Source organism: Variovorax sp. HJSM1_2 (assembly GCF_049316285.1).
Lineage (GTDB): Bacteria > Pseudomonadota > Gammaproteobacteria > Burkholderiales > Burkholderiaceae_C > Rhodoferax_B.
In genome coordinates, this window is record NZ_JBMOXA010000024.1 from 1 (window position 1) to 17,387 (window position 17,387).

Below are 17,387 nucleotides of genomic sequence, written 5' to 3' on the forward strand. Positions count from 1 at the left end.
TCTCAAAAAGAAAGCCGGATTCTCCCTCAGGATATCCGGCTATCTATTGTGGATTACCGCAACACCGTCGACCCGGCGGCGTGCGGTATCCATTTGACGCTTACTTACTTCAGCAAAGCCTTGAGCAGCTTGCCCATTTCAGATGGGTTACGCGTCACAGTGAAGCCGCATTCTTCCATCACAGCCAGCTTGGCATCTGCGGTGTCGGCGCCGCCAGAGATCAGCGCGCCAGCGTGGCCCATGCGCTTGCCGGGAGGTGCGGTCACGCCGGCGATGAAACCAACGATAGGCTTCTTCATGTTGGCCTTGCACCAGCGAGCCGCGTCAGCTTCGTCTGGACCACCGATTTCACCGATCATGATGACGGCGTCGGTGTCTGGATCGTCGTTGAAAGCCTGCATCACGTCGATGTGCTTCAAACCGTTGATCGGGTCGCCACCGATACCCACAGCCGAAGATTGGCCAATGCCCAGTTCGGACAGTTGTGCCACGGCTTCATAGGTCAGCGTGCCGGAGCGCGACACCACGCCGATACGGCCCTTCTTGTGGATGTGGCCGGGCATGATGCCGATCTTGATTTCGTCAGGCGTGATCAGGCCGGGGCAGTTGGGGCCCAGCAGCAAGGTCTTCTTGCCACCAGCGGCTTCCTTGGCCTTCATGCGGTTGCGCACTTCCAGCATGTCCTTGACTGGAATGCCTTCGGTGATACAGATGGCCAGGTCCAGGTCGGCTTCAACGGCTTCCCAGATCGCGGCGGCAGCGCCTGCTGGCGGCACGTAGATCACCGACACGGTGGCGCCGGTTTGACCAGCGGCTTCCTTGACGGAGGCGTAGATCGGGATGTTGAAGATCGACTCGCCGGCCTTCTTCGGGTTTACACCAGCGACGAAGGCGTTTTTGCCGTTTGCGTATTCCTGGCACTTTTCCGTGTGGAATTGACCGGTCTTGCCGGTAATGCCTTGGGTGATGACCTTGGTGTCTTTATTGATAAAGATCGACATGATGTTTCCTTAGCCTTTCACTGCGGCGACAACTTTTTGAGCCGCTTCAGCCATGCTGTCGGCGCTGATGATGGGCAGGCCGGATTCGGCCAGCATTTTCTTGCCCAGCTCTTCGTTCGTACCCTTCATGCGCACCACCAGTGGCACCGACAGGTTCACGGCCTTGCAAGCCGTGATCACGCCCGTGGCGATGGTGTCGCACTTCATGATGCCGCCGAAGATGTTGACCATGATGGCCTCGACCTTGTCGTTCTTCAGCATGATCTTGAAGGCTTCGGTCACCTTCTCGGGGGTGGCACCGCCGCCCACGTCGAGGAAGTTGGCCGGCTCTGCGCCGTACAGCTTGATGGTGTCCATGGTGGCCATGGCCAGACCGGCACCGTTCACCAGGCAGCCGATGTTGCCGTCCAGGCTGATGTAGGCCAGGTCGAACTTGGAGGCTTCCACTTCAGCCGCGTCTTCTTCGTCCAGATCGCGGTAAGCGACGATTTCTGGGTGACGGAACAGGGCGTTCGAGTCAAAGTTGAACTTCGCGTCCAGGGCCATCAGGTTGCCCTTGGAGTCGCAGTTCAGCGGGTTGATTTCCACCAGCGACGCGTCGGTGTCCATGTAGCACTTGTAGATCTTGGCGAAGATGTCTACGGCCTGGTCAACGGAGGAACCGGTCAAACCGATGGCTGCAGCCACTTTCTTGCTCTGCTCGGGGGTAATGCCGGTCAGCGGGTCGATCATCTCGGTGACGATCTTCTCGGGCGTGGAATGCGCCACTTCCTCGATGTCCATGCCGCCTTCGCTGGAAGCGATCAGGGCCACCTTCTGCGTCGCGCGGTCGGTCACCAGCGATACATACAACTCGTTCTTGATGTCGGCGCCGTCTTCGATGTACAGGCGACGCACCTTCTGGCCTTCGGGGCCGGTCTGGTGGGTCTTGAGCTGCATGCCCAGGATCTCGCCAGAGATGCGCTTGACGTCTTCAATCGTCTTGGCAACCTTCACGCCGCCGCCCTTGCCACGGCCACCGGCGTGGATTTGTGCCTTCACCACCCAAACTGGGCCGCCGAGTTTTTGCGCCGCTTCAACAGCCTCTTGAACGGTGAATGCAGGAATGCCACGTGGCACCGGCACACCAAAATTGCGCAAGATTTCCTTGCCTTGGTATTCGTGAATCTTCATGAGGACTCTCTCAGGAATGGATGGGGTTTGCCCGGCTGGAAAAGCTCAACTTTTCAGGGCAGGCGCTCGTAAAAAACCCTTGAATGTATCATGCTGCAACGCACCAAACCAGGGTGTCGTTATTCTCTACCCTTCAGCGACCTTGTAGGACATTCCCATGCAGAAAGTTTTTATTGATGGCGAAGCGGGCACCACGGGCCTGCAAATTCGCGAGCGCCTGCAGTTGTTGCCTCAGATCGAAGTGGTCAGCATTGCCCCCGAATTGCGCAAAGATCCGGCCGCCAAAAGCGCGCTGATGGCCCAGGTGGATCTGGTGATCCTTTGCCTGCATGACGATGCCGCGCGTGAATCGGTCGCCATGATCGATGCGCTGCCCGGCAAAAAACCCAAAATCATCGACGCCTCCACTGCCCACCGCACCGCGCCGGGCTGGGTGTTCGGCTTCCCCGAATTGGCCGCTGGCCAGCGTGAAGCCGTGCAGAACGCGCAACGCGTGGGCAATCCCGGCTGCTACGCCACCGGCGCCATCGCGCTGATTCGCCCCCTGGTTGATGCCGGCCTGATCGCCGCCGACACCCCGCTGTGCCTGCCTTCGGTGAGCGGCTACTCGGGCGGCGGCCGCAGCATGATAGAGGCCTACCACGCCGGCACGGCGCCGCTGTTCGAGATCTACGGCCTGGGCCTGGCGCACAAACATCTGCCGGAAATCATGGCCTACACCGGCCTGCAACGTCGGCCGATCTTCGTGCCGTCAGTGGGCAACTTTGAGCAAGGCATGTTGGTACAACTGCCTTTGCACCTCGATCTGCTGCCCGGCGCACCCAAGGCCGCCGATTTGCATGCTGCGCTGCTACGCCACTACGCGGGCAGCGAATGGGTGACGGTGGCAGAGCCCGCCAGCGACGGCAAGCTCGACGCCCTGGCACTGAACAACACCAACAAGATGGAGTTGCGCGTTTTTGCCAACGAAACCTACCGCCACGCGGTGTTGATCGCACGCCTGGACAACCTCGGCAAGGGTGCCAGTGGCGCGGCCGTGCAGAACCTGAAGCTGATGCTGGGCATCAGCTAAACGCCACAAGGGCCCCAAGCCAGGGGCCCGGACGATCTGCCTACAGATCGTCTTCCAAACCCTCAGGCCCGTCGCGCACCACGCGGCGGATCACCTCGGGGGCAAAACCCCTGGTGAGCAAAAACCGCATCTGGCGCACCTTCTCGCGTGCGGCGACTTGCCGGGCGATTTGCGGATCGACCGGCGCTTCGTCAACAGCGCTTTCGTCTGCGGCCACCAAGCGGTGGCCGTATTTCTTGCGCCACACCTCCAGCGCCCGCTCGTATTCGGTGTCGCGCAGCGATTGCACCGCTTCGCTGACCAATGCCTGGCCCAAACCCTTGCGCTGCATCTCTTGCGCCACACGCGCGGCGCCCATACGGGCGCTGCGGCGGTGCACCACCGAGGCGGCCGCCCGCTGGTCGCTGATGAAACCCTTGGCCTGCAACTCGTCCAGCGCCCTGGCCAGCTCGCCCGGCTGGGCTTCATGCGGGGCGAGTTTGCGCTCCAGCTCGTAGCGCGAATATTCGCGGCCACTGAGCAAGCGCAGGGCGCGGCCTTTCAGGCTGATGGGAGGCACTGCCCGGCGCGCCGACTGTTCGTTCATTTGCTTCAACTTCTATAGCTACCCGCGCCTATTGGATAAGCGCAGGAATCCTATTTACTCCTCAAGCTTGGCTTCGGCCTTGGACTTCTTGGCGGGCTTGGTTTCTTCCGCTTCTTCCACTGGCAACAGTGGAATGCCCAGCGACTCGCGCACCTTGTTTTCAATCTCGATCGACAGCGTCGGGTTCTCACGCAAGAACTCGCGCGCGTTGTCGCGGCCTTGGCCGATTTTTTCGCCGTTGTAGGCGTACCAGGCGCCAGCCTTGTCGATGATCTTGGCTTCCACACCCATGTCGATGATTTCGCCGTGGCGGCTGATGCCTTCACCAAACAAGATGTCGAACTCGGCCGTCTTGAACGGTGGCGACACCTTGTTCTTCACCACCTTGACCTTGGTTTCGTTGCCGATGGCGTCGTCACCCTTCTTGATGGTGCCGGTACGACGGATGTCCAGGCGCACCGAGGCGTAGAACTTCAGCGCGTTACCGCCGGTGGTCGTTTCGGGCGAGCCGAACATCACGCCGATCTTCATGCGGATCTGGTTGATGAAGATGACCATGCAGTTGGCCTTCTTGATGGTGGCGGTGAGCTTGCGCAGCGCCTGGCTCATCAAACGCGCTTGCAGGCCGGGCAGGCTGTCGCCCATTTCACCTTCGAGTTCAGCCTTGGGCGTCAGCGCGGCCACGGAGTCGACCACGATCAAATCAACCGCACCCGAACGCACCAGCGAGTCGACGATTTCCAGCGCCTGTTCACCGGTGTCGGGCTGGCTGATCAGCAGGTCTTGCAGGTTCACGTTGAGGTTTTGCGCGTATTGGGTGTCGAGGGCGTGCTCGGCATCCACAAAGGCGCAGGTGCCGCCGAGTTTTTGCATTTCAGCAATGACCTGCAAGGTCAGCGTGGTTTTACCGCTGGACTCTGGGCCGTAGATTTCGATCACGCGGCCACGGGGCAGGCCGCCTACGCCCAGCGCGATGTCCAGGCCCAGCGAGCCGGTGGACACCACCTGGATGTCTTCGATCACCTCGCCTTCACCCAAACGCATGATGGTGCCTTTGCCGAACTGCTTTTCGATTTGGGCGAGTGCGGCTTGCAGGGCCTTGGCTTTTTCAGCGCTGGCGGCGGTTTGGGCTTTGACGGGTGCGTCCATGAGAGTTTCCTTTTAAATCAATGAGTTGGCGCATCTTTTTTACTGGAATTGATCACAGGCTGGATGCTTGAACAGTATTCTATGGCACGAGTCTTAATTCATTTCTACTTTTTATAGTCAGTTTGCCTTATCATTTTTCAAATGACAGATTCAGCTGATTTAGCGCACGAAAACCTTCAGGCCATGCTGGAAGAAACCGGCTGGCGCGAGACCCATCTGGGCCGCCTGATGGGCGACGCGTTGCGCCGTTTTGACGCGCGTGTGCTGAGCCTGATGGCGCATAACGTCGAAGTGCCGCTGGCGTTGAGCAACCTGGCCGCCAAGGCGCAGGTGAGCGCCGCACACGTGCACATCACGCGCCACCTGCCGCCCCAGGGCGCGCGCCTCACCGAACTGGCCGAACGCGCCGGCATGAGCAAACAGGCCATGGGCGATCTGGTCGACCAATGCGCCGCCTGGGGCCTGGTGACGCGTCAACCCGACCCGCTGGACGCGCGCGCGCGGCGCGTGTTGTTCACCGCCACCGGGCTGGCGTGGCTGCAGGCGTTCAAAGACGCAGTGGCCCAGGCCGAAGATGAATTCCGCACGGCGGTGGGGGCCGAGGTCGCCGCCGTGGTGGCGCTGGGCCTGGAGGCTTATGCGGCGTGACGCCCGCGCGTCAGCCAGCGCAGCGTTGTCAACTTCATCGAAGGTAGGCAACCTAGAATTTTCAGCGCACACTTACCAGTTGATGTTTGCCGAACACATTAAGAAGAACTCCAGGAGACAAGCTCATGCGCATCCTCATCGCTGAAGACGACCAGGTGCTGGCCGATGGACTGCTGCGCGGGCTGCGCGCTTCTGGTGCCGCCGTGGACCACGTCGCATCCGGCACCGAAGCCGACGCCGCCCTCATGGCCAACAGCGAGTTCGATTTGCTGATCCTGGACCTGGGCCTGCCCAAGATGCACGGGCTGGAAGTGCTGCGCAAATTGCGCGGGCGCAATGCCTCGTTGCCGGTGCTGATCTTGACCGCTGCCGACAGTGTGGAAGAGCGCGTGAAGGGCCTGGACTACGGTGCCGACGACTACATGGCCAAACCCTTCTCGCTGCAGGAACTGGAAGCGCGTGTACGCGCCCTCACGCGCCGCGGCATGGGCGGCACCACCAGCACCATCAAACACGGTCCGCTGCAATACGACCAGGCCGGCCGCGTGGCCACCATAGACGGCAAGATGGTCGAGCTCTCGGCACGCGAACTCGGCCTGCTCGAAGTGCTGCTGCAACGCGCTGGCCGCCTGGTGAGCAAGGACCAGTTGGTGGAACGGCTGTGTGAATGGGGCGAAGAAGTGAGCAACAACGCCATCGAGGTCTACATCCACCGCCTGCGCAAGAAGATTGAGAAGGGGCCGATCCGCATCGCCACGGTGCGTGGCCTGGGCTATTGCCTAGAGAAGATTCAAACCTAAAAACGTAGCGCCTTACGCATCACCCATAAGCGTTAGAGGTCTTTTTCACCTAAATTTTTAGCCATCTCCATTGAAGATCTTCCAGCGTGAGCAGCGCTCTCTTTTTGGCGAGATCCTCGACTGGATGCTCACCCCGCTGCTGCTGCTCTGGCCGGTGAGCCTGGGGCTGACTTGGCTGGTGGCGCAAAGCATTGCCGGCAAGCCGTTCGACCGCGCGCTCGAATACAACGTGCAGGCGCTGTCGCAACTCATCGTCGTGCCGATGAACAACCGCGCACAGTTCAACCTGCCGCAACCGGCGCGCGAAATCTTGCGCGCCGACGACTCCGACCAGGTCTACTACCAGGTGCTGGGCGGGCGCGGCGAGTTCTTGAGCGGCGAGCGCGACTTCCCGCTGCCCGCAGAAGAAGAAAAAACCATAGACGGCGTGGTGCAGCTGCGCGACGACGAATTCCACGGCATGGGTGTGCGCGTGGCCTATATGTGGGTGCGGCTGGATGTGGGCGGCACGCAGACCGCGCTGGTGCAAGTGGCCGAAACACGTGAAAAGCGCTCGGTGCTGGCGGCCGAAATCATCAAGGGCGTGATGCTGCCGCAGTTTGTCATCCTGCCGCTGGCGGTGTTGCTGGTGTGGCTGGCACTGGCGCGCGGCATCAAGCCGCTGAACCTGCTGGAAGAGCGCATACGCGCGCGCAGCCCCGACGACATGAGCCCGCTGGACGAAAAGGCCGTGCCCATCGAAGTGGCGCCGCTGGTGTCATCGGTGAACGACCTGCTGGAGCGCCTGGCCGACTCCATCGCCACGCAAAAACGCTTTCTGGCCGACGCCGCGCACCAGCTCAAGACCCCATTGGCGGGCTTGCGCATGCAGGCCGAACTGGCGCAGCGCGAAGGCACCAGCACCGACGACCTGAAGCGCTCGCTGCAGCAAATCGGCCGCGCCAGCATCCACGCCACCCACACCGTGAACCAGTTGCTGGCCCTGGCGCGCGCCGAAAACAGCGGCGTGAGCATGAGCACACAAACCTGCGATCTGGCGCGCCTGACCATGGAGGTGGTGCGCGACTCGGTGCCACGTGCGCTGGATAAACGGGTGGACCTGGGCTACGACGGCGCCGAACCCGGCAGCCCGGATGTGCTGCTCGACGGCAACCCCACGCTGCTGCAGGAGCTGGTGCGCAACCTGGTGGACAACGCCCTGAACTACACCCCCACCAGTGCCGAGCGGCCGGGTGTGGTCACGGTACGGGTGCTGACCGCGGCGATTGGCAAAGTGCTGTTGCTGCAGGTAGAAGACAACGGCCCCGGCATTCCCGAAGCCGAGCGCGAGCTGGTGTTCCAGCCGTTCTACCGCACGCTGGGTTCCGAGGCCGATGGCTCCGGCCTGGGCCTGCCCATCGTGCTGGAGATCGCCAACCAGCACGGCGCCCACATCACGCTCGAAGAGGCGCAACCCGGCGCCAAGCTGCCGGGGCTGCGCGTCAACGTGCACTTCACGGCGGTCAGCGGCAGCTAGGTTCGGCTTTCAAAAACCATAGCTGCTCGCGCTTGCCCAGACTTCGTTAGCGGCAGATTTCCCTCAAGCCGTATGGGGCCGAGGCACGCCGCTTGCTTGAAGCCTCACACTCCACTCTTAAATCCAATCCGCACATGCAACGCCGCTCGCTTCTCGCCTCCCTGGCAGCCGCCACACTCTCCAGCACACTGGCGCCCCCCGCCTTCGCCCAGGAAAAACGCGCGCTGCGCCTGGTGGTGCCGTTTCCGCCCGGAGGCGCCACCGACATCACCGCGCGCGCCTTGCAGGAGCCGCTGCAGCGCATCCTCGGCCAACCGGTGGTGATAGACAACCGCGCCGGCGCGGGTGGCTCCATCGGCATGGCCGAGGTGGCGCGTGCCGCCGGCGACGGCCTCACGCTGGGCGTGGCCACACTCTCCACCCACGGTGTGAACCCGGCGGTGTTCAGCAAGCTGCCCTACCAGCCGGTGGCCGACTTTGCGGGCGTGACCGAAATCGTCAAGGCGCCGGGCGTCATCGTGGTCAATCCCAAAGAGCTGCCGGTGGAGAACTTCGCCGCGCTGGTGAAGTACCTCAAGGCCAACCCCGGCAAGGTGTCATACGCCACGCCGGGCACCGGCACCATAGGCCATATGTGGGGGGAACTGTTCAAAAGCAGCACCGGCACGTCGATGGTGCACATCCCCTACCGCGGCGCGGGCCCGGCGTTGAACGACGTGTTGGGCGGCCAGGTGTCGGTGTACTTCGACCAGGTGGCTTCTTCGCTGCCCTATGTCAAAACCGGCAAGCTCAAAGCGCTGGCGGTTTCCTGGCCCGAGCGGCTGGACGTATTGCCGGACGTGCCAACTTATGCTGAACTCGGCTATGCCAACAACAATGAGCCGTCGTGGTTTGGCCTGGTGGCACCGGCCGCCACGCCCGCGACCAGCGTGCTGCGCATACAGCAGGCGGTGGCCCAGGCGATCAAGGAACCAGCGGTACGGGAACGTTTGGCCGGCCAGGGGCTCTACCCTTCAGGCAGCACGCCCGCTGAGTTCTCGCAGCAGATCGTGAAAGAGATCGAGAAGATGAAAAAAGTGGCGGCTTACGCCAAGATCCAGCTTGAATGACCGCCGCTGGTTGCCGTTTTCATCTTCTCGATGACCAGCTTTGAGGTTTGACGCGCTGACCACCAGCGCCAGGCCCGGCCCGTCCGCAAGACGCGCCGGGCTTTTTTTAGGCCGTTCGGAATCCGCTCAGGGCGGCGCCGGCAATACGACCAGCACGACCAGTACGACAACTCGCAGCAGCGACGCCAGAAGTGGTTTGGGGGGGCGCGCTCAGTTGCAGCTGCGCAGCGGTTTGCTGGCCAGCACACTCACCAACTGTGTCTCCACCTGGCTGCGCAGTGCGGCTGTGGCGGCGGGCAGGTGCAGCGTCCAGGCGGGGGTGTCGCCGCGCTCCTGCACCACACGTGCGGTGCGCACGCCTTGGCTGCCGAGTGCCGTCAACGCGCGGTGCGCGGCTTCTTCGGTGGAGTAACGGCCAAGCGACAGGCCGGGTTCCAGCGACGGGTTGTTGGGGCGGTCAAAGTCGACCTTGCGCGCACGCAATTCGGCGCGTTTTTTGTCTAGCGCGTCGTTATCGGCAAACTTGCCCATGTAGACCATCCAGCGGCCACTGACGGGCGTGGCGTCCAGCGTCCAGCTACCGGCGGGCAGGCTGGCAGCGGCGCGGCGCAGGGCGTCGGTTTGGGCTTCGTCAAAGGCGCCGGCCTGCAGGCACACCGTAGGCTCCGGCGTGGCACTGGCCGCGCTGGTGGAGGCGGCCTGCACGGGCGCTGCAGACGCCAACGGCGCGCTAGGCGCGCTGGCAGCGGCCGCAGCCGATGCGTCGGGCGCGCCAGGCTTGGGCGCCTCGCTGGGGGTGAGCACCTGCAGCTTCTCCGGCGCCACCTGTTGCTCCAGCCGCTGCGGCTCGGTTTGTGCCACCGGCCCCATGCCCAGGGCCAGCAGGTAGTTGTGCGACCAGGCGTAGTAACCGGCGTTCGCCAGCAGCAGCACCAGCACCGTCAAGCGCAACATGTTCAGCCTTCCGTGGGCGGTGCAGCGCGTGTAGGCCGCACGCTCACCTCGTTGCTGTGTATGGCTTGCAAGCCCGTGGCGCTGCGCACCAGCAGCACACCGTCGTCGCCCACACCTTCGGCCGTGCCGGCGGTGCCATCGCTCAGCAACACCTCGCGGCCCAACAAGATATCGCGGCGCGCAAAGCGGCTGCGCAGCGGGGCGAAGCCGTGCTGCTCGAACGCCAGCAGGGTGCTCACCAGCGGCGCGGCAATACGCGCCAGTGCGGCGGGCGCATCCAGGCCGGGCACCAGGTCTTGTAAACCCACGGGCGGGGTGGACAAACCGTCGCTCTGCGGCGCCTGGATGTTGATGCCCACGCCCACCACGACAAAACGCGCAGAACCCGGCTGCGGCAAGTTGGCGGTTTCCACCAGAATGCCACCGAGCTTGTGGTCACCATCGGTCCACAGGTCGTTGGGCCACTTCAGGCCCACACGCTTGGGCTGGGGCGCATCAGGCGCAGGGATTTGCGCCTGCAGGCTTTCGGCCACGGCCACACCGACGGCCAGCGACAGGCCCGACCAGTCTTTGGGCGCCAGCGGCAAACCGAGCGAGAACATCAGCGAGGCGCCCACACTGTTGCGCCAGGGCCGGTCCATGCGGCCACGACCGGCGGTTTGGTTTTCGGCCACCAGCAACACCGGCTCACCCTGGCCCGCGCGCGCGCGGCGCATGAGTTCGGAGTTGGTCGAGTCTATGCTGGGCACCACCTCCACCGTGAACGTGGGTAGTTGCGGGTAGACCGCTTCCCAGATCGCCTCGGCCGGCCAGCGCATCACGGGCGGCGGCTCCCGCTTTTAGCGGTTTTGGCGGCTTTTTCAGCCTTCACGGCCTTGGCGGGTTGGGCCGGCTCGGCCACCGGCTTGCGCCAGCCGCGTTTGGGCGCCAGCAGCGTGCCGCGGCAGTTTGCACTGCCACACCAGCAGGGGTACTCGGCCTTGAGCTTGGGTGTGTAGCGCTCGTCGATGATCAGGCCGTAGTCGTAAAACAGCTCACTGCCGGCGGCAATCGGCACCAGCGCCTTGATGAAGATGCGGCCGTCGACTTCGTCGGCCATGCAATTCGGGTCGCAGGCGTGGTTGATCCAGCGCGAGGAATTGCCGCCAAACTTGGCATCGATCACCCGGTCGGCATCGATGTGGAAGTAGAAGGTGTGGTTGGGATCTTTGGGGTCGTGGGGGTGGCGATCCTGTGCTTCTTGCCAGGATACGATTTCGCCCACGTATTCGATGATGGTCTCGCCTGCAGCAATGTCCTGCACGGCAAAGACGCCCTTGCCATGCACCCCGGAGCGGCGGGTCTGCACGCGGCGGCCACTGGGAACGGCAGCCTTCACGGCCGTAGCCTTTGAAGCCTTGGAGACCTTAGGTTTGGCAGCTTTTTGGGTGGATTCTGGAGGCACGGGCAAAACTCTGTTAACTTAAAAGGGCACGGGTGCGCGCATATGCGTGCGCGCGCAAGAGCCCATTGTAGGAGCCTGCCTTCTGTTTCGTGGACACTGCCCCCAGATATTGGGGCGTTCATCCCCCAGACCGGGCCGCTCCGCAGCCGAATTCGAGAACGAACAAAAGTTATGACTAAGACCTTGGTGATCGCTGAGAAGCCTTCGGTAGCGCAGGACATCGTCCGGGCGCTCACACCGACAGCCGGCAAATTTGAGAAACACGAGGACCACTTCGAGAACGAGAGCTACGTCGTCACCAGCGCCGTGGGCCACCTGGTGGAAATCCAGGCGCCCGAGCAGTTCGACGTGAAGCGCGGCAAGTGGAGCTTTGCCAACCTGCCGGTGATTCCGCCGTTCTTCGACCTGAAGCCGGTGGACAAGACCAAGTCACGGCTGAACGCCGTGGTCAAGCAGGCCAAGCGCAAAGACGTGTCGCAACTCATCAACGCCTGTGACGCGGGCCGCGAAGGTGAGTTGATCTTCCGCCTGATCGAGCAATACGCCGGTGGCGCCAAACCGCTGGGCAAGCCGGTGCGCCGCCTGTGGCTGCAGTCGATGACGCCGCAGGCGATCCGTGACGGCTTCAGTGCCTTGCGCTCCGAGCAGCAGATGAAGGGCCTGGCCGATGCCGCGCGTTCACGCTCCGAGGCCGACTGGCTGGTGGGCATCAACGGCACACGCGCCATGACCGCCTTCAACTCGCGCGACGGCGGCTTCTTCCTGACCACCGTGGGCCGGGTGCAAACGCCTACGCTGTCGGTGGTGGTGGAGCGCGAAGAACAAATTCGCAAGTTCGTCAGCCGCAACTACTGGGAAATCCACGCCGGCTTTGAAGCCCAGGCTGGCACCTACCCCGGCAAATGGTTCGACCCTGCCTGGAAAAAGGGCAGCGCCCCGTTGCTGCCCAATGGCGAACCCGACCCCGAGCAACGCGCCGACCGCGTGTGGTCTGAAGCCGAAGCGCTGGCCATTGCCAATGCATCGCGCGGCAAGCCCGCCAGCGTCACCGAGGAAAGCAAGCCCAGCACACAAGCCAGCGGCATGTTGTTTGACCTGACCTCGCTGCAACGCGAGGCCAACGGCCGCTTTGGCTTCAGCGCCAAAACCACGCTGGCGCTGGCGCAAAGCCTGTACGAGCGGCACAAGGCGCTGACTTACCCGCGTACCGATTCGCGCGCCCTGCCCGAAGACTACCTGCCGGTGGTGAAAGACACCATGAACATGCTGGCCAACAGCGGCATGAAGCACCTAGCACCGTTTGCCAAGCAGGCGGTGGACGGCAACTACGTCAAGCCCAACAAGCGCATCTTCGACAACGCCAAGGTGTCGGATCACTTTGCCATCATCCCCACGCTGCAGGCGCCTAGCGGTTTGTCTGAAGCCGAGCAAAAGCTCTACGACTTTGTGGTGCGGCGCTTCTTGGCGGTGTTTTTCCCCAGCGCCGAATACCAGGTCACCACACGCATCAGCACCGTGACCGAGGCAGGCAAGAACTACGCCTTCCGCTCCGATGGCAAGGTGCTGGTCAAACCCGGCTGGATGGCCATCTACGGCAAGGAAGCCACGACCGACGAAGACGAAAAAGACGGCAAGAACCTGGTGCCCGTGCAAGCTGGCGAGAAGGTGCGCACCGACACGGCTGACGCCAAGGGCCTGAAGACCCGCCCACCGGCACGCTACTCCGAAGCCACGCTGCTCGGCGCCATGGAAGGCGCTGGCAAGGCCATAGACGACGAAGAACTGCGCGCCGCCATGCAAGAGAAGGGCTTGGGCACACCAGCCACGCGCGCAGCCATCATCGAAGGTTTGATCGCCGAAAAATACATGCTGCGCGAAGGTCGCGAGCTGGTGCCCACCGCCAAGGCCTTCCAGTTGATGACGCTGCTGCGCGGCCTGGGCGTGGAAGAACTCTCCAAGGCCGAACTCACCGGTGAATGGGAGTTCAAGCTGTCGCAGATGGAGCAGGGCAAGATCAGCCGCGAGACCTTCATGGCGGAGATCGCCGCCATGACCGAACACTTGGTGAAGAAGGCCAAGGAATACGACCGCGACACCATTCCCGGCGACTACGCCACTTTGGCCGCACCATGCCCCAACTGCGGCGGCGTGGTGAAGGAAAACTACCGTCGCTACACCTGCACGGGTGCGGCGGGTGCTGCCGAAGGCTGCGGCTTTTCGTTCGGCAAATCGCCAGCGGGCCGCACCTTCGAGCCGGCCGAGGCCGAGCAATTCTTGCGCGACAAAAAGATAGGCCCGCTGGACGGTTTCCGCTCCAAGGCGGGCTGGCCTTTCACCGCCGAAATGGCGTTGAAGTTCGACGAGGAAACCAAGAACTACAAGCTGGAATTTGACTTTGGCGACGACCGCGCGGGCGAAGAAACCGGCGAGTTGGTGGACTTCAGCCAAAGTGTGTCGCTGGGCCATTGCCCCAAGTGCGGCGCGCCGGTGCACGAGCACGGCAGCAACTACGTCTGCGAAAAGTCGGTGCCAACCACGGCCCAGCCTACACCCACCTGCGACTTCAAGAGCGGCAAGGTGATCTTGCAGCAACCCGTGGAACGCGCACAGATGGAAAAACTATTGAGCACCGGCAAGACCGACCTGCTCGACAAGTTTGTCTCCATGCGTACCCGCCGCGCGTTCAAGGCCTTCCTGGCCTGGGATGCCGAAGCCGGCAAGGTGAACTTCGAGTTCGCGCCAAGCAAGTTCCCGCCGCGCAAGCCAGCGGCCAGCAAGACCGGCAACGCCACCGCCGCACTGGCCAAGAGCGCCGCCAAAACGCCAGCGAAAAAGGCCGCCGGCAAAACCGCCGCCAAGACTGCGGTGAAGAAGGCCGCCGCCCCCAAAGCGCCGCGTAAAACCGGCGCTGGCCTGACGCCCAGCGCCGAGTTGGCGGCCGTGATTGGCAACGACCCGGTCGCCCGCACCGAGGTCATCAAGAAGATGTGGGACTACGTCAAGGCTAACGGCTTGCAGGATAGCAAGGACAAACGCGCCATCAACGCCGACGCCAAGCTGCGCCCGGTGTTCGGCAAAGACCAGATCACCATGTTCGAGCTGGCCGGCATTGTCGGTAAACACCTGACCGCGTCCACCAGCGAGGCCTGATGCCAGAACAAGACTTACCCTCGCGTGCCCTGCCGCTCAGCGGCGCCAGCAACTTCCGCGACCTGGGCGGCTACCAGGGCATGGATGGCCGCACGGTGCGCTGGCGGCGTGTGTTCCGCTCCGACCACCTGGCCGGCCTGACCGCACAAGACCAGGCCACGCTGGCCGATTTGGGTGTGCGCCACGCCGTGGACTTTCGCGGCGAACACGAGCGCAGCAAACAGGCCTACGCGTTGCCCGAGGTGCACCACGTGCCGCTGACCATAGAGCCGCGGGTGATCCGCCGCGTACAGGCCCTGCTGGACGCGGGCACGCCGCCCAGCGCGGCCGAGACCGTGGCCTTGATGCAGGACACCTACCGCGGCTTTGTGCTGGACAACGCCGAGCGCTTCACGGCCTTCTTCCAATTGCTGCTGGCACACGACACACCGCTGGTGTTCCACTGCACCGCCGGCAAGGACCGCACCGGCTTTGCCGCCGCGCTGTTCCTGCTGGCGCTGGGTGTGCCGCGTGAGGTGGTGATGCAGGACTACCTGCTCACCAACACACTTTACCGCCGCCCTGCGGGCCTGGAAAGCCTGGCCCCGCCCCATGTGCTCGACGCGCTGTGGCGCGTGGAGGAAAGCTACCTCGACGCCGGCCTGGCCGAGGTCGACGCCTCGTTTGGCAGCCTGCCGCGTTACCTGCAAGAGGTGCTGGGAGTGGACGCGGCCGCGCTGCAAAAACTGCAAACGCGCTACTTGCAGGGTTGATAAAGATCGGCTGCCGCTGCTGGCGCGACAAGCGCATTTTCTTTTTGCGCAGGCCTCAGCTGCCGTCAGGATGTGCTCCCGCTCACAAGTTCCCAAAAACCGACCCCATCCACATCTCGTTGAGATCGGGAAAACGCCATTCCGCCGGGTCTTCGCGGCGCACGATCTTGTCGCGGCAGTTTGGCGCCGAGAGGTCTATGAGCTTGGGCATGATGCGGTTTTCCGTCACGGTGGAGTAGAACGCCCGCACACGCGGCGTCATCAAGGATTTGGTGCTTTGTTCGATGACGATGGCCAGCAGGCCTGATGCGAGGCGGACCAGCGAGCCGGTGGGAAAGATGCCCACACTTTTCACGAACGCGTGGAACACCTTCTGGTCGAAGTGGCCTGGCGCCCATTCGGCCATCTTGCGCAGCGATTCGGCGGGATCCCAACCGGCTTTGTAAGGACGATTCGAGGTGATGGCGTCGTAGACGTCGCACACCGCGCCCATCTTGGCGTAAAGGCTGATCTCCTGGTCGCGCAGGCCCTTGGGGTAGCCCGAACCGTCGACCTTCTCGTGGTGGTGCAGGCATACGTCCAGCGCCACGGGGTCCACGCCGGGCGCATTGCACAACATTTCATAGCCGCGCAAGGGATGGTCCTGGATGGTTTGGTATTCGGCGTCGGTAAGCTTGCCGGGCTTGTTCAGCACGGCCATGGGCATCTGCACCTTGCCCAGGTCGTGCAGCAAGCCGGCGACACCGGCCGAATGCACCTCGGCGTTGTTGAGGCCGAGTTGCCGCGCCAGCACCACCATCAGCGCACACACGGCAACCGAGTGCATATAGGTGTAGTCGTCTGCGGTCTTCAAGCGCGCCAGGCTGATCATGGCGGCGGCATTACGCGTCACCGAATCGGAGATTTCGGCCACCAGTGTTTTCACGCCCACGGTGTCGATGGCACGGCCCATACGTGCCTCCTGGAACATCGAGGACACGGCCTTTTTCGACAGGGCGCAGATTTTAGCGGCTTTGTGAATCTCGCGCGCCAGCGCTACCGGTTCGTTGCGGCGCTGGTCCAGGTCGGCCAGTTGCCCCAACTCGCTGTCGACCTGTTCCTCGACCTCGGCCTTGCTCAGCGAGACCGTGCCCGCAGGCACGTCTACACCCTTGGCGACATCGATCCAGACCTCGCGCACGCTGGTGCTCAGGATGTTGTCCAGCTCCTGGGGCTTTTGCAATACAAAGCCCGAGCGCCAGAACGGATGCTCCACCCAGGCACCACAAAACTCTTCTATATACATGCCCAATCTGAGCTGTTGAACGCTGATTCGCTTGAGCATGTCGTGAGTTTCAATCGATTTCTGGGGTGGCCATAGAGCCCAAACCCCGAGCCTATGTGGTGCGGCCCGGACGGGAACGGTGGGGCCAGCACGGTGCCCAAGCGGGGCTCACCTCGTCGTGCACAGCTGCGGCCCTTTGCTTGCGCAGGCCGCCAGTGTCGCCATGGCTGAGCGAAAAATCGTGTCGGGATTGTGTCTGGGCTTTGGGACCAACCCCAGCCAACGGAGGACGCGGCGCACGCCCAGATCCAGATGCATTTTCTGCCGTTGGCGCAGCAGAAGCATGCGGTGGAAGCTACAAAATCAATAGTGTTTTGGGTCAAGCCATGGCGGGATCGCAACGCCCCAGCGGGTCCAGTATGACTTGCAGGTGCGCTTCGGCCAGATGCGGGCCAAGGCGCTCGCCAAGATCGCGCACAGCGGTGAATTGGCCATCCAGAAAAATAAAGGTCAGCCCTTCGGCAATGTTTTGCAGCGCAGCCTCTACCGTGGCCAGGCCGTGGCCGTTGGTGTGGTTGCCATCGAGTTCATAGGCGAAGCCATCACCTTGTTCGCGCAGCCAACCGAGATCTATGACCTTGTGGCGCACGTTGCTGGCGTAGACGCGGCCTTGGATGGTGAAGAGGGTAAAGGTTTGCGGGGGTTGCGCTTGGGCAGCGGCAGCACGGGCCATGGAGGGTCTCCTACGGTGAACGGCGGAACCCCCATC

Annotated in this window: 16 protein-coding genes; 7 read left to right on the forward strand and 9 right to left on the reverse strand. The window is 63.0% G+C overall.

The genetic code is table 11. From position 1 onward, the window contains the following. Positions 1–104: 104 nt before the first annotated feature. Entirely contained in the window at positions 105–1,001 is an 897-nt protein-coding gene (gene sucD, locus ACFQ95_RS20500; RefSeq protein WP_422833976.1) for a succinate--CoA ligase subunit alpha, read from the reverse strand. Positions 1,002–1,010: 9 nt separating this feature from the next. Next, positions 1,011–2,174 (reverse strand): ADP-forming succinate--CoA ligase subunit beta, encoded by a 1,164-nt coding sequence (gene sucC, locus ACFQ95_RS20505; RefSeq protein ID WP_422833978.1) that lies wholly within the window; start codon positions 2,172–2,174, stop codon positions 1,011–1,013. A 157-nt stretch (positions 2,175–2,331) separates the two neighbouring features. On the opposite strand from sucC, the gene argC reads away from it, so the two are divergent. Beyond that, positions 2,332–3,246 carry an N-acetyl-gamma-glutamyl-phosphate reductase gene (gene argC, locus ACFQ95_RS20510; RefSeq protein WP_422833980.1) on the forward strand — a complete coding sequence of 305 codons (915 nt, stop codon included), beginning with the start codon at positions 2,332–2,334 and terminating at the stop codon, positions 3,244–3,246. 40 nt (positions 3,247–3,286) lie between these two features. Here argC and ACFQ95_RS20515 read toward each other — a convergent pair whose 3' ends face one another. Together ACFQ95_RS20515 and recA are read right to left on the reverse strand one after the other, a co-directional pair. Then, the gene (locus ACFQ95_RS20515; RefSeq protein ID WP_422833981.1) at positions 3,287–3,832 is read right to left on the reverse strand and encodes a regulatory protein RecX; all 546 of its coding nucleotides are present in this window, start codon (positions 3,830–3,832) and stop codon (positions 3,287–3,289) included. Positions 3,833–3,886: 54 nt separating this feature from the next. Further along, the gene (recA, locus tag ACFQ95_RS20520; RefSeq protein WP_422833983.1) at positions 3,887–4,981 is read right to left on the reverse strand and encodes a recombinase RecA; all 1,095 of its coding nucleotides are present in this window, start codon (positions 4,979–4,981) and stop codon (positions 3,887–3,889) included. 141 nt (positions 4,982–5,122) lie between these two features. Between recA and ACFQ95_RS20525 the strand changes: the two genes are divergently transcribed. The 4 genes from ACFQ95_RS20525 (at position 5,123) to ACFQ95_RS20540 (ending at position 9,054) form a co-directional block, all read left to right on the forward strand. Continuing rightward, positions 5,123–5,629 (forward strand): MarR family winged helix-turn-helix transcriptional regulator, encoded by a 507-nt coding sequence (locus ACFQ95_RS20525; protein ID WP_422833985.1) that lies wholly within the window; start codon positions 5,123–5,125, stop codon positions 5,627–5,629. Positions 5,630–5,754: 125 nt separating this feature from the next. Further along, on the forward strand, positions 5,755–6,429 hold the full coding sequence (locus ACFQ95_RS20530; RefSeq protein WP_422833987.1) for a response regulator: 675 nt from the start codon (positions 5,755–5,757) through the stop codon (positions 6,427–6,429). A 70-nt stretch (positions 6,430–6,499) separates the two neighbouring features. Further along, complete coding sequence (locus tag ACFQ95_RS20535; protein WP_422833988.1) at positions 6,500–7,945, forward strand: sensor histidine kinase N-terminal domain-containing protein; 1,446 nt, start codon at positions 6,500–6,502, stop codon at positions 7,943–7,945. Positions 7,946–8,079: 134 nt separating this feature from the next. Beyond that, the gene (locus tag ACFQ95_RS20540; protein WP_422833989.1) at positions 8,080–9,054 is read left to right on the forward strand and encodes a tripartite tricarboxylate transporter substrate binding protein BugE; all 975 of its coding nucleotides are present in this window, start codon (positions 8,080–8,082) and stop codon (positions 9,052–9,054) included. 210 nt (positions 9,055–9,264) lie between these two features. On the opposite strand, the gene ACFQ95_RS20545 is transcribed toward ACFQ95_RS20540, so the two are convergent. The 3 genes from ACFQ95_RS20545 to ACFQ95_RS20555 are packed head-to-tail and all read right to left on the reverse strand — an operon-like array spanning position 9,265 to position 11,386. Further along, positions 9,265–10,008, reverse strand: coding sequence for an SPOR domain-containing protein (locus ACFQ95_RS20545; protein ID WP_422833991.1), 744 nt, complete (start codon positions 10,006–10,008; stop codon positions 9,265–9,267). 2 nt (positions 10,009–10,010) lie between these two features. Next, a complete protein-coding gene (locus ACFQ95_RS20550) occupies positions 10,011–10,826 on the reverse strand; it encodes a biotin--[acetyl-CoA-carboxylase] ligase (RefSeq protein ID WP_422834089.1) in 816 nt (271 codons plus the stop codon). Further along, on the reverse strand, positions 10,826–11,386 hold the full coding sequence (locus tag ACFQ95_RS20555; RefSeq protein WP_422833992.1) for an SET domain-containing protein: 561 nt from the start codon (positions 11,384–11,386) through the stop codon (positions 10,826–10,828). Before ACFQ95_RS20555 ends, ACFQ95_RS20550 begins: the two co-directional genes overlap by 1 nt. Positions 11,387–11,623: 237 nt before the next feature. Between ACFQ95_RS20555 and ACFQ95_RS20560 the strand changes: the two genes are divergently transcribed. Beyond that, a complete protein-coding gene (locus tag ACFQ95_RS20560) occupies positions 11,624–14,602 on the forward strand; it encodes a DNA topoisomerase III (protein WP_422833993.1) in 2,979 nt (992 codons plus the stop codon). Beyond that, positions 14,602–15,354 (forward strand): tyrosine-protein phosphatase, encoded by a 753-nt coding sequence (locus ACFQ95_RS20565; RefSeq protein WP_422833995.1) that lies wholly within the window; start codon positions 14,602–14,604, stop codon positions 15,352–15,354. The genes ACFQ95_RS20560 and ACFQ95_RS20565 overlap by 1 nt, the downstream gene beginning before the upstream one ends. A gap of 82 nt (positions 15,355–15,436) precedes the next feature. On the opposite strand, the gene ACFQ95_RS20570 is transcribed toward ACFQ95_RS20565, so the two are convergent. Together ACFQ95_RS20570 and ACFQ95_RS20575 are read right to left on the reverse strand one after the other, a co-directional pair. Next, on the reverse strand, positions 15,437–16,678 hold the full coding sequence (locus ACFQ95_RS20570; RefSeq protein WP_422833997.1) for an HD-GYP domain-containing protein: 1,242 nt from the start codon (positions 16,676–16,678) through the stop codon (positions 15,437–15,439). Between the two features lie 319 nt (positions 16,679–16,997). Then, positions 16,998–17,351: a hypothetical protein gene (locus ACFQ95_RS20575; RefSeq protein WP_422833999.1), complete on the reverse strand. Its 354-nt coding sequence runs from the start codon at positions 17,349–17,351 to the stop codon at positions 16,998–17,000. Positions 17,352–17,387 lie beyond the last annotated feature (36 nt).

Excerpts from the sequence above, each read along its gene's own strand:
- ACFQ95_RS20515 (WP_422833981.1), bottom strand. The coding sequence starts at position 3,832 with ATGAACGAACAGTCGGCGCGCCGGGCAGTGCCTCCCATCAGCCTGAAA.
- ACFQ95_RS20575 (WP_422833999.1), bottom strand. The coding sequence starts at position 17,351 with ATGGCCCGTGCTGCCGCTGCCCAAGCGCAACCCCCGCAAACCTTTACC.
- ACFQ95_RS20540 (WP_422833989.1), top strand. The coding sequence starts at position 8,080 with ATGCAACGCCGCTCGCTTCTCGCCTCCCTGGCAGCCGCCACACTCTCC.
- ACFQ95_RS20565 (WP_422833995.1), top strand. The coding sequence starts at position 14,602 with ATGCCAGAACAAGACTTACCCTCGCGTGCCCTGCCGCTCAGCGGCGCC.
- sucD (WP_422833976.1), bottom strand. The coding sequence starts at position 1,001 with ATGTCGATCTTTATCAATAAAGACACCAAGGTCATCACCCAAGGCATT.
- ACFQ95_RS20525 (WP_422833985.1), top strand. The coding sequence starts at position 5,123 with ATGACAGATTCAGCTGATTTAGCGCACGAAAACCTTCAGGCCATGCTG.
- ACFQ95_RS20570 (WP_422833997.1), bottom strand. The coding sequence starts at position 16,678 with ATGCTCAAGCGAATCAGCGTTCAACAGCTCAGATTGGGCATGTATATA.
- ACFQ95_RS20545 (WP_422833991.1), bottom strand. The coding sequence starts at position 10,008 with ATGTTGCGCTTGACGGTGCTGGTGCTGCTGCTGGCGAACGCCGGTTAC.
- ACFQ95_RS20560 (WP_422833993.1), top strand. The coding sequence starts at position 11,624 with ATGACTAAGACCTTGGTGATCGCTGAGAAGCCTTCGGTAGCGCAGGAC.
- ACFQ95_RS20530 (WP_422833987.1), top strand. The coding sequence starts at position 5,755 with ATGCGCATCCTCATCGCTGAAGACGACCAGGTGCTGGCCGATGGACTG.
- ACFQ95_RS20550 (WP_422834089.1), bottom strand. The coding sequence starts at position 10,826 with ATGCGCTGGCCGGCCGAGGCGATCTGGGAAGCGGTCTACCCGCAACTA.
- argC (WP_422833980.1), top strand. The coding sequence starts at position 2,332 with ATGCAGAAAGTTTTTATTGATGGCGAAGCGGGCACCACGGGCCTGCAA.
- sucC (WP_422833978.1), bottom strand. The coding sequence starts at position 2,174 with ATGAAGATTCACGAATACCAAGGCAAGGAAATCTTGCGCAATTTTGGT.
- recA (WP_422833983.1), bottom strand. The coding sequence starts at position 4,981 with ATGGACGCACCCGTCAAAGCCCAAACCGCCGCCAGCGCTGAAAAAGCC.